Source organism: Sorangium sp. So ce362 (assembly GCF_051519845.1).
In the GTDB taxonomy this organism is placed as follows: Bacteria; Myxococcota_A; Polyangia; order Polyangiales; family Polyangiaceae; genus Sorangium.
The window spans coordinates 4,324,682-4,336,040 of sequence record NZ_CP150332.1 but is presented as its reverse complement, the minus strand read 5'-3'; the positions used below and the strand labels follow the sequence as shown (position 1 = coordinate 4,336,040).

Here is an 11,359-nt window from a genome sequence, read left to right as displayed (position 1 = left end):
GCGCGTTCGGATAGCTTGCCAGGCGCCGCCGAATGTTCGCAAACGCCACGCCCTGCGCCGCTCTGGCCGTTCCCCTGCACGATGAGCGGGGCGTCGACGTCGTCGTTCTCCTGGTCAAGGCCACCTATGGCAAGCGCGGCCCCGGGCTCGCTCTCCTGGACGAGCAGGCTCCCGTTCGATTGAGCGACGTCCCCACCGACGAGGCCGCTGTCCGGGAAGGGCGCGAGTCGAGCATTCGCTATCCCGGCGACGTCTCGTGCGAGAAGCCGGGGGCCGACGTCGTGATCGTCGGCAGCGCGGTCTCCACGAAGGCCGTCACGAGCCTCGACGTCGCCGTGCGCGCGCCGGGGCGGTCGATGTCGCTCACCGTGCACGGCGAGCGGGTCTTCTACGAGAGCGGCCTCGGCATCAAGATCTCCCCGGCGGCGCGGTTCGAGCGCGCCGCGATCACCTACGAGCGCGCCTATGGCGGCAAATCGAAGGACGGCACCGTCGTGGACTGGCACAACCCCGTGGGGCGCGGCGTCCATAAGTCGGCCTCGGAGCTCGACGGGGCTCCGGCCCCGTGCATCGAGGATCCCGCATCCCCGATCACGGACACCGACCCGACGGCGCCCGCCGGATTCGGCGCCATCCCGATGTGGTGGCTGCCGCGACGGGCGCTGTCCGGCACGATGGACGCGGCCTGGCAGCGCGAGCGGATGCCGCTGCCGCCGCTCGATTTCGACAGGCGGTTCCATCACGTCGCCCACCCCGGTTTGCAGCTGGATCGGCCGCTCGCGGCCGGCGACGTCATCGCCACGCACGGGCTGTGTCCCGAGGGATTGTTCGACGTCACCATCCCCGATCTCCCGCTCGTCGCGCACCTCCGCCGGACGAGGGGGCCGCCTGTGTCCCTGAGGCTCGTGCTCGACACGGCCGTCCTCGAGCCCGACGCGGCGCGCGTCGAGCTCACGTACCGGCGCGTCGTCCCCCTCGGCCGGGGGGACACGCTGCTCCGGGAGGCGCGGCTCGATGTCGACGCGTGACGCCCTCCTGCGCGCCCTGCCCGCCGACGGCCGGCTCCCCGAGGCGCTCCGCGCGCCCATCGAGGGAGTCTCGCTCGGGCATTACCTCGTCGTGGAGGCGGCGCGGCTCGACGGGCTCCCCGTGCCCGCCGTGCTGGCGTGGCTCGGCGTCCCGCAACGGGCGTTCGCCCGCGCCGAGGAGCTCTGGAGCGAGCGCGTGTCCGACGCGCTCGCGGGCGACGACGACCGCTTCGACGCGCTGTACGAGGACGCGCTCGGCCGGGCGCTCTCGCTCTGGGCGCGGCCCGTCGATCCGCTCGACCGCGACATCGGCGCCTGGATGACGTTCCAGCGCCACGCGCTCGAGGCCGTCGACCCGGGCGAGCTCGCCCGCCGCGCCGGGCTCACCCCGGGCGACGAGCTGCGCCTCGCGCGCCTCTGGCGAGCGCGCCTGGCCGATCCCGAGGTCCTCGCCCTGGCCGAGGCGGCGATGTCCGGCCCGCTCGCGCCCCTGCCCGCGCTCGCCGTGTCCCCCTTCGTGTTTCCGCCGGCGCCGGCAGAGGAGCGCCCGTGATCAACCAGGCAGAGCTCCAGCTGGAAGGGCTCGACGGCGCCGAGATCGTCCGGGTCAGCGGGCGGGAGGCCATGAACGAGCTCGGCGCGTTCGTTGTCGAGGCGCTGCTCCCCGACCCGCACCTCGACACGGCGGCGCTCGTCGACAGGGACGCGGTCCTCGGGCTGGCCGACGCGAGCGGCTTCACGACGACATTCCACCTCGTCGCGCTCGAGGCGTCCCACGAGGGCCATTCCCGCGGCAAGGACCGCTATCGCATCACGCTCGGGCCGCCCGCCGCGCGGCTCGCCCTGCGCGTGGGCCACGCCATCTTCCAGGACAAGACCACCCAGGAGATCGTGGCCGAGCTCCTGCTCCGCGCGGGCTTCCCCGCCTCCCAGGTGAGGTGGCGCCTCGCCGGGCAGTACGCGAAGCGCGACACCACGGTGCAATACGGAGAGAGCGAGTGGGCGTTCATCGCGCGCCTGCTCGCCGACGAGGGGATCAACGGCTGGTTCGATCGCGACGACGACACGCCGCTCCTCGTCTTCGGGGATCACCCGAGCTCCCATGAGGGGATCGAGGGGCCGAGCCCCGTCGTGCCGTTCGAGGACGCGAGCGGCAGGACCACGATGGCGCTGGCCTTCCACGCGCTGCGGCGGAGCTGGTCGATCGTCTCGACCCGGGCGAGCCTGCGCGACATCAACGTGCAGAACCCCGATGTCCCCGTGGACGGCGACGCGGGCGAAGGCGCGCTGGAGGTCTTCGAGTACCCGTCGGGCCTCGTGAACCCGAAGGCGGCGGCCGCGCGGGCCCAGGTCCGCCTCGAGCAGCTCCGCCGCCATCGCTCGACGCTCGTGGGCGAGAGCGGCACCGCGCGCCTCCGCGCCGGGCGGGTCGTGCAGATCACCGGCGCCGCGGACGCGTGCTTCTCGGGCCGGTTCCTGATCACCGCCGTGGAGCACGAGCTCGTTCAGGCCTCGCGGGAGCAGCCCCGCGGCGCGCCGTACAAGAGCCGCGCCACCCTCGTCCCCTTCGCCCCGGAGGCCCCGTATCGGCCCGAGATCCCGCGCTCGCGCCCCGTCGTGGCGGGGATCGAGAGCGCGATCGTCACCGGCCCCGCGGGGGACGAGATCCACGTCGACGACCTCGGCCGGATCAAGGTGCGCTTCTTCTGGGATCGCTCGGGCGTCGGCGACGACAAGAGCTCGCGCTGGGTGCGGACGCTGCAGATGAACCTGACGGCGCCGCAGATGTTGCCCCGCGTCGGATGGGAGGTCCCCGTTGTGTACGAGAACGGCGACCCCGATCGGCCGTTCGTCCTCGGGCGCATCTACAACGGCGGGGCCGCCCCGCCCTACGCGCTGCCCGACCGGTGCGCGACGAGCACGCTGCAATCGGCGACCTCGCCGGGCGGCGGGACGACGAACGAGATCCGGATGGGCGACGACGGCGGGAGCGAGCAGACCTTCGTTCATGCGACGAAGGATCAGACGGTATCGGTCGGCGGCTCGCATTCGATCGAGGTCGGGGCGAACCGGCTGGATACCGTCCAGAAAGGGCAGCAGCTCCTCGTCGACGGCGGGCAGACGACGACGATCGGGGGCAATCAATCGATCATCGTGGGCGCGGACGGGAACCTCGTCGTCAAGGGGGCGCGCTCGGAGAGCATCGGCGGAAACGAGACCATCGGCGTGACAGGCACCTACAAGACGGCCGTGGACGGCGCGTACGTCGAGCAGATAGGCGCCCTCTACAGCCTGCGCTGCAACGAGTACAACGCGAAGGTCCAGGGGGCCTTCACGCAGGTCATCGGCGCGGCGCTCTCCACGACCGCGGGGCTCGGGAGCAACCAGTCGGTGGCGGGCGCGCGGACCGAGCTCGTGAGCGGCGTCCGCAGCTTCACGGCCGCCCTCGCCTACGCCGACGGGACCACGGGTCGAAAGAGCATCACCGCCGGGGCCGCGAACGAGAGCGCGAACGCCAAGGTGGCCTTCAACGCGGGCGCCCGCGCGACCCTCCAGGCGGGCGGAGTCCTGTCGATCGAGGGCGGGGGCAAGGTCGTGTTCGAGGCGGGCACGATCTCGGTCAAGGCGGCGACGCTCACGGCGAACGGGGGGAGCACGATGAAGCTCGCGGGAGCGCTGAAGTCGTCGTCCACGGTCAAGCTCGACGCGCCGTCGGTCAAGAAGAACGACATGGTCAAGGTGGGGCCGTGAGGGCCGCGTTCGAGCTGACCGTCGAGGGCGCCCCGCCGCTCGCGGTCCAGTCGTTCGACGCCTTCGAGCGGACCCACGTCGGCGGCAGCGTGCGTGTCCTCGCGCGCGTCGCTCCCGGGCGGGACGAGGCGCTCGTCCCCGACGAGCTGCTCGGCAAGAAGGCGACGCTCGAGATCACGCCGAAGGACGCGCTGCGCGACGTGGCGCGGCGGTTCCACGGGGTCGTCGATGCCATCGAGGGCTCGGGGGTCGGCGCGCTCTTGACGATCGTCCCGCGCCTCATGCCGCTCGAGGACGGGTCGGATCACCGCATCTTCCTGGAGAAGGACGCGGTGACCATCGCCGAGGAGCTGCTGCTCGAGGCGGGCCTCACCCTCGATATCCGCGTGCCGACCCGGCCGGAGCCGCGGATCCAGTGCGTCCAGGCGTTCGAGTCGGTGCTCGCGTTCGTGCGGCGGATCCTCGCCGAAGAGGGGATATCGCTCTGGGTCGAGCACCAGGAGTCCGAGGACGTCGTGGTGCTCGGTCAGGACACGTCGGCCTGCCACGATCTCCCGGGCGGCGCGCGCCTCCGGGTTGTGCAGGACGGCGGGATGGCGACCGGCGAGGTGGTCACCGAGGTGCGGTTGATCCATCGGGTGACGCACGACGGGGTGGCGGTCTCCGATTACGATCCCGACCGACCCACCGTCGATCAGGCGGCGTCGGTGGGCGAGCAGCGCTTTCAGCGGTTCGCGTATCCGGGGCGCCATCGGTCGCCCGAGGCGGGCGCGGCGCGGGCGCGGCTCCTCCTGGAGGAGGAGCAGACCGAGGGCGTGGTCCTCCGGGCGCGCACGACCTGCCGGCACGTCGCGGTGGGGTTCATCGTGGAGCTCGAGGACGCGCCGCGGGACGACGAGAACGGGCGCTTCCGGATCCTGGAGGTGCGGCACCGGGGCAGCGATTTCGCCGCGAACGGCCCGGGCGATCTGCGCTACGAGGCCGAGATCATGGCGGTCCCCGCGGCGCGGCCCGCGCGGCCGAGGCGGCAGCCGGCGAAGGGGCTGGGCGGGCTGCAGACGATGACGATCATGGGGCCGCCGGGCGCCGAGATGCACACCGACGCGCAGGGGCGGGTCAAGGCGCGCTTCCGCTGGGATCGCCTCTCGCCGGAGGACGACACGGCGAGCGCGTGGATCCGGCCGGTGCAGCCGCCGCTGAGCGGCGGGTTCTTCCTGCCGCGGGCCGGCTGGGAGGTGCTTGTCGGGTTCATGAACGATCCTGCGCCGACGGGGGATACCCCGCTGGAGCTAGGGCGCCTCGACAACGGGCAGGCGCCCCCGGCCGAGAGCCTGCCGGGCCAGAAGGTGCGGTCCAACTGGGGGACGCAGAGCACCGGGGGGAGCGGCAAGCAGAACCAGATCCGGTTCGACGACGCCGCGGGCAACGAGGGAATGCACTTCGCCGCGTCGAAGGACGCGACCGAGAGGACCGAGAACGACAAGGTCGTCCGCGTGACGGCGGACGAGGAGAACATCGTCGGGGGCAACCACACGAGCACGGTGACGTTGCAGCAGGTGACGACGGTCACGTCCGGGCAGACGTACTCGGTGGGCGGCAATCGCGACGTGACGACCACGGGCGTGCTCGGGATCTTCGCCGCGAGCGAGAGCGTCAGCGTGGGCGCCACGCGGAAGCTGACGGTGGGGGGCGACTACGAGATGAAGGCGGCGACGCTGAGCCGCATCGTCGGGGCCGCGGAGAACGTCGTCGCGATCCAGAGCACGAACCGGCATGTGACCGGCGCCTCGACCATCGCCGTGGGCGGCACGTGGACCGAGATAGGCGGCCTCACGGCGTCGATGGGCGTGCTCGGCGCCAGCACGCTGACCGCCGGCGGCCCGCTCAGCGTGAGCGCGAAGAATGTGTCGATCAACGCGTCGGTGCTCTCGGAGAAGTACGCGGGGCTGTACCGGGCGCACGCCGGCGCCGATTTCACGGTGGGGGCACCTGTCATCAAGCTCAAGGCGGGCGGGGCCATCCGGGCCAAGGGCGCCGATGTGTCTTTCAAGGCGAAGACGAGGATCGTGCTCAAGGCGGGCGGCGTCACGGTCACGATCACGCCGGCGTCGATCACGGTGAAGGGAAAGCTCAAGGGCGACTCGACGAGCGTCGTGACGACGAAGGAAGAGGTCAAATGAGCTCTGCGAGGACGATGAAGCGGGCCGGCAAGGTGGTGAATCTCGGCCGCCGCACGGAGGCAGCGCCGCCGCTGGGAGGCGGCGCCCATTTCGCGAAGCTGCTGAGGAAGCTCGCCGAAGGGCGGTACGAGGCCTCGCTCTTCGGCAGCGAGCCCATCGAGGTGGGCGTCCTGCCCGACGTGGATCTCGAGCTCGCCGACAGGTGCCTCGCCGAGCAGAGCATCGTCCTCGTGGGCATGGCGGGCGGCGACGCGGTGATCTTCGGCGCGCTCCAGACGAGGGAGCGCAGGACGGAGGAGGTCGTCGTGGAGGCGCCGCGGCGGCTTGTGCTCCGGGCGGGCAAATCGCGGCTGGAGCTGTCGGCCGACGGCCGCGTGAAGCTGTCGGCCGACGCCGTGACCGTGGACGCCCCGCGCGAGGTGCGGCTGGCGAGCGCGCACGTCGAGATCCCCTAGAGGAGCCCACCGGAGCGACAATGAGCAGCGTCGGCAAGAAGGAGATCGCCACAAAGAAGAGCGGACACGGCGCGGTCGCCCCCGGCGCGATCAGCCCGGTCAGCCCGCCGGCGCCCCCCGTCCCGACGCCCTTCCTGTACACGGCGCGCAGCGCCAACAAGAGCGGGACCGAGCACAACTCCAGCTACTGGATCTGGGACACGCAGGCGCTTGTCGAGGGCAGCCAGATGGACGTCGACCCGCCCGCGAACGCGCCGTCGAAGACCGCCGGCGGCGACCTCGTGACGCACGCCGACACGAAGATCGCCGTCATGCGGACCGGCTCGATGGTCGTGAAGGCGGCCGGCAAGAACGTGTGCGGCACGGGCGATCTCGTGAACATGAACGTCCTGACCGCCCAGCAGCAGATCGCGCAGATGGTCGTGCCCCTGCTGAACAAGGTCGATTTCGCGCGAGCGTCGAAATCGGCCGCGAAGGCGCACGCGGTCAACGAGGAGTACTATCGAGCGTTCCACCCGGAGCGCGCGAACCAGACGAACGTCGGCGATCCGATCGACGTCGGCACCGGCTTCGTCGTCGACGACGGCACCGACCTGACCTTGCCGGGCCCGATCGAGCTCGCATGGCGGCGGACCTACTCGTCCGGCTATCACAAGCGGAGGACGACGGCGCTCGGCAAGGGCGGCTGGATACACTCCTTCGAGCAGTGGGTGCAGCCGGGCGAGCAGGTGATCCGGCTCCACGACGACGAGGGGCTGCCCGTCGACTTCGCGGTCCCCGCGCCGGACGAGGTCAGCTTCCACCGCGGCCGGCGGCTCGAGCTCCGCGCGGCCGGCAAGCGTTACCTGATCCGGAGCCTGGACGACCGGCTCGTCCGCGAGTTCAGCGCGCTGCCGGACGGCCGGTTCGCGCTCGCCTCGATCACCGACCCGTACGGCCACAGGATCGAGCTCGAGTACCGCGGGAGCGTGCTCGTGCGCATCTCGGACAGCTGCGGTCGCGAGGTCCGCGTGATGAGCGACGAGAGAGGCCGGGTGGTCCGGGTCGAGGTCTGGGCGCGCGCCCCGGGGAGCGAGGAGGCGCCCGCGCTGCAGACCTGGTTCGATTACGATTATCATGTCGAGGGCACGCTCGCCTCGCATACAAATGCGCTCTCGCACATCAAGCGATGGGAATACGACGGCCTGCACCGGATGGTGAAGACGACCGCGCGCAACGGCATCTCGTTCCAGTACGAGTACGACGAGGAGACCGGCCGGTGCGTGCGGACCTGGGGCGACGGGGGCCTGCACGACGTCCGCCTGACGACCGACGACGACACGGGCGAGGTGCGGACCCACGGCACGAGCCGCGCGCGGCGATATCACGTGAAGGACGGCATCGTGCTGCGCGAGGAGACGTTCGACGGCGGCTGGGCGTCGGAGCGCGGGCGCGACGAGGATGGACTCCTGATCCGCCGGGGCAACGCCGCCGGCGAAGCGATGGAGTATGCGTACGATGCGCGCGGGAACCTTGTGAAGGAGACCGACCCCGCGGGCAACGTCACCGCGTGGGAGATCGAGGGCGACGCGCCGGTGCGGCGGGTCGACGCGGCGGGCCTCGAGACGCGCTACCAGTACGACGCCCGCGGCGCGCTGGTGAGCGTCACCCTCCCGACCGGCGCGTCCTTCAGCCTGGCGCGCGACACGGACGGGCGCGTCGCCGGCGCCTTCGGCCCGAACGGCGCGCTCGCGACGTTCACGTACGACGAGCACGGGAACGTCGCGTCCGAGACCTCGGGGCGCGGCGAGACGACCTGGTTCCGCCACGACGCGCTCGGCAGGCCCGTGGCGCGGGTCGAGGCGTCGGGCCATGTCACGCACACCGAGCACGATCGGCTCGGCCAGATGCTGGCCAGGGTGCGGGCCGACGGGACGCGCCTGGCGATGACGTATGATCCGGTGGGAAACGTCACAAGCACGACCGACGCGGCGGGCAGGACCACCCGCTTCGAGTACAGCGGAACAGGGCACCTGGCGAAGATCGTCCCGCCGGATGGGCAGGTGGTCGCCCTCCTGCACGACGCCGACGAGCGCCCGGTCGAGATCATCAATGCGCTGCTCGAGCGCTATCGCCTGGAGTACGACCGCGCCGATCGCGTTGTATCGGAGCGGACCTTCGATGGCCGGCTGATCACGTACCGCCGCGATCGCGGGGGGCGGGTCACGCGGATCGACCATCCCGACGGCGAATGGCGGGAGTTCGCGTACGATAAGCTCGGGAATGTCGTGGAGGATCGCGGGCCCGACGTCCAGATCACGTTCGAGCGGGACGCGCTCGGGCGGATCGTGCGCGCGGTCTGCACCGACGCGACGGCGAAGGTGGTGACGGAGTTCGAGCGGGACAGGCTGGGACAGGTCATCGCCGAGCGCCAGGACGGGCGCACCGTCCGCTACGAGTACGACGCCTGCGGCCGGCGCACGGCGCGCGTCGCGCCGGGAGGCGAGCGGACGGAGTACCGCCATGACGACGACGATCTGCTCGTGGGGATCACGCACGAGGGACGAGCGGTATCCATCCAGCGCGACGGGGCCGGCCGGGAGCGGCTCCGCGACTTCGGCGCCTGGCGACTGGAACAGGACCACGACGTCCTTGGGCGGCTCGTGCAGCAGCAGGTGATCTCCGCGGGGGCGGCGGGCGCCGCGAGGCTGGCCGTGAGGCGGCGGTATGGCCACGACACGGCAGGTCGCCTGACGTCGGTGAGCGATGGGCCCGACGGCCCGGGCGGCACCACCACGACGTACCGCTACGATCGCGCGGATCAGCTGCTGGAGGCGGCGAGCGGCAAGCGCCGGGAGGTGTTCGCGTACGACCCGACGGGCTCGCTCGTCGGCGCGGTGCGCGGCGCTGGATCACCGGATCTCGCGCAACGCTGGTCGCTCGGCCCGGGGAACGTGCTGAGAGCGGCGGGCAACGCCCGCTATCTTCACGACGGCCGCGGCCGGCGTATCCAGCGCATCGAGAAAGGCGGGGCCGGAGGCGGCGGCGAGAAGGTGACGCTCTACGGCTGGGACACAAAGGATCGGCTCAGGGAGGTCGTCCTCCCCGACGGCAGGCGGGTGCGCTTCACGTACGACGCCTTTGGCCGGCGGGTCCGGAAGACCGTGCTCTCTGCATGGGACGGCGCGGCCCTCGACGCGGCCCTGGCGGGCGGCGCGAGCGGAGGCGCCCCGGTGGAAGCGTCGGTCGATTATCTGTGGGACGGCGACGTCGTCTGCGAGGAGCGGCACGTCTCGGCTCAGGGCGAGCGAGCCCGGGTGCACGTCCACGATCCGGGCAGCTTCACGCCGCTGCTCCAGGTCGAGCAGGGCACGGTCTTCGGCGTCGTCGTCAACCAGGTCGGCACGCCGACCGAGCTCGTGGACGAGCGCGGGCGCATCGCCTGGCGGGCGCAGCACGGCGCGTGGGGCGATGTCGTGTCGGTCGAACGGGACCCGCACACCTTGCCCGTGGAGAGCCCGTTCCGGCTCCTCGGCCAGGTCGCGGACGACGAGACGGGCCTCTGCTCGACGAGGTTCCGGTACTTCGAGCCGGCCTGCGGGAGGTGGCTCTCGCCGGATCCCATCAACGTCCATGGCGGGTTGAATCTGATGGCGTTCGGCGGGGCGCCAACCCAAACGTGGGATCCTCTGGGTCTGGCGTATGACCCCTGGCAGCCGCACTCCGCCGGCACAAGCGACTGGAACGACGGGAAAGGCACGCACTTCTACACCGGCAATCCGGGCGTCGAGCTGGGCGTCCGGACCGACGGCAGGGGCAACGTCACCTTCGAGCGGGTGACCGGCACGGAGAGGAGGCCCGGACCGGTGCAGGATCAGATCAACGCCGCGAACCAGCGGCTGAGGACCGACGCGAGCTGGCGATGGCAGCTGCTCCGGAACCTCACCGAGGGCATCCAGCGCGCTTCGACAGGGACCCCGAGCGACAGGGCCCTGGCCGCGAGGATGGAGCAGGTCAGGGCCGCTCTGGCGAGGCTCATCGCCCACAAGGGCCACTGACATGCTTCTGCCGCAACCCACCGTCGAATTCATGAACGAGCTCGCCGCGCGCCGCGCGCCGGAGATCGAGCTCTACCAGGAGCTTGGCTTCCCGGACTTCTTCTACACGGGCGGCGAGCTGTCCGACCCTCCCTACGAGGTTCAGTTCCTCACGTATGGGCCTCGCGAGTGCGAGGTGGTGCTGAAGGGGAGCCGGGTGCTCGGTCATCCGCATGAGGTCACAACGGACGATGTCCCATGGGACGGCGTGGCGCGGCCGAGGACGTTCCGGGAGTACCGAGCGCACGTGCAATCCCTCGCGCCGCGGATCTCGCCGAGATCGCCCCTCGGACGCGCGCTCAAGGAGCTCCGGTCGGTGGACCGACGCTTTCGGAGCGCAGAATGGCTCCGGCTGATCGACTGGTGGGCGCTGAGCCGTATGACGCGCGACAGGCACCTGGAGCCGCTGCTGAGGAGCGCGCTCGTCCAGGTAAGCGCGGCGTTCCACGGCGGCAGTTTGACCGCTCTCCGGCTCGCCGCGGAGCTTGTGGCGCCCGGCTTTGCCAGGGATACGCTCGTCGCCGCGGGCCAGTGGCCGCCTTCGCGCCTCGGTGTCTCCGCGGCACGCCTGGACAAGGCCTTTCCCGCGGGCTACCCGGACCGGTACAGGGTCTATTGCCGCGCGACCGGAGAGCACCTCGGTCCCCTGTACAGCGTGCGGCCCAGGCTCGACCGCGATCTTCAGGAGGAAGAGCTCTTCGCGGAGGAGGATCGGCGGACGAGCTGGTCGCTCGGTGCCCCCGGCTACGTCCTCACCGGCGATGGCAAGCTCTGGCGGCGGGAGCAGCACGGATGGCGCGGCTTCGGTCCCGCGCTGGACGCGCTCCTCGTGCGGCCGCCGAAGGCCGAACGAAGAAGGCTGGGCTGAC

At 71.5% G+C, this 11,359-nt stretch carries 7 protein-coding genes; all 7 read left to right on the top strand.

From position 1 onward, the window contains the following. Positions 1 to 32 precede the first annotated feature (32 nt). The 7 genes from WMF17_RS16790 to WMF17_RS16760 are packed head-to-tail and all read left to right on the top strand — an operon-like array spanning position 33 to position 11,358. On the top strand, positions 33 to 1,028 hold the full coding sequence (locus tag WMF17_RS16790; RefSeq protein ID WP_437650459.1) for a DUF2169 family type VI secretion system accessory protein: 996 nt from the start codon (positions 33 to 35) through the stop codon (positions 1,026 to 1,028). Next, on the top strand, positions 1,015 to 1,581 hold the full coding sequence (locus WMF17_RS16785; RefSeq protein ID WP_437650458.1) for a hypothetical protein: 567 nt from the start codon (positions 1,015 to 1,017) through the stop codon (positions 1,579 to 1,581). Before WMF17_RS16790 ends, WMF17_RS16785 begins: the two co-directional genes overlap by 14 nt. Next, positions 1,578 to 3,779 carry a type VI secretion system Vgr family protein gene (locus WMF17_RS16780; protein WP_437650457.1) on the top strand — a complete coding sequence of 734 codons (2,202 nt, stop codon included), beginning with the start codon at positions 1,578 to 1,580 and terminating at the stop codon, positions 3,777 to 3,779. The genes WMF17_RS16785 and WMF17_RS16780 overlap by 4 nt, the downstream gene beginning before the upstream one ends. Then, positions 3,776 to 5,959, top strand: coding sequence for a type VI secretion system Vgr family protein (locus WMF17_RS16775; protein ID WP_437650456.1), 2,184 nt, complete (start codon positions 3,776 to 3,778; stop codon positions 5,957 to 5,959). The genes WMF17_RS16780 and WMF17_RS16775 overlap by 4 nt, the downstream gene beginning before the upstream one ends. Then, complete coding sequence (locus tag WMF17_RS16770) at positions 5,956 to 6,414, top strand: hypothetical protein (RefSeq protein ID WP_437650455.1); 459 nt, start codon at positions 5,956 to 5,958, stop codon at positions 6,412 to 6,414. Before WMF17_RS16775 ends, WMF17_RS16770 begins: the two co-directional genes overlap by 4 nt. Positions 6,415 to 6,434: 20 nt before the next feature. After that, on the top strand, positions 6,435 to 10,451 hold the full coding sequence (locus WMF17_RS16765; RefSeq protein ID WP_437650454.1) for a DUF6531 domain-containing protein: 4,017 nt from the start codon (positions 6,435 to 6,437) through the stop codon (positions 10,449 to 10,451). Position 10,452: 1 nt separating this feature from the next. Beyond that, on the top strand, positions 10,453 to 11,358 hold the full coding sequence (locus WMF17_RS16760; RefSeq protein WP_437650453.1) for a hypothetical protein: 906 nt from the start codon (positions 10,453 to 10,455) through the stop codon (positions 11,356 to 11,358). Position 11,359: the final 1 nt, after the last annotated feature.

Excerpts from the sequence above, each read along its gene's own strand:
- WMF17_RS16790 (WP_437650459.1), top strand. The coding sequence starts at position 33 with ATGTTCGCAAACGCCACGCCCTGCGCCGCTCTGGCCGTTCCCCTGCAC.
- WMF17_RS16785 (WP_437650458.1), top strand. The coding sequence starts at position 1,015 with ATGTCGACGCGTGACGCCCTCCTGCGCGCCCTGCCCGCCGACGGCCGG.
- WMF17_RS16760 (WP_437650453.1), top strand. The coding sequence starts at position 10,453 with ATGCTTCTGCCGCAACCCACCGTCGAATTCATGAACGAGCTCGCCGCG.
- WMF17_RS16765 (WP_437650454.1), top strand. The coding sequence starts at position 6,435 with ATGAGCAGCGTCGGCAAGAAGGAGATCGCCACAAAGAAGAGCGGACAC.
- WMF17_RS16770 (WP_437650455.1), top strand. The coding sequence starts at position 5,956 with ATGAGCTCTGCGAGGACGATGAAGCGGGCCGGCAAGGTGGTGAATCTC.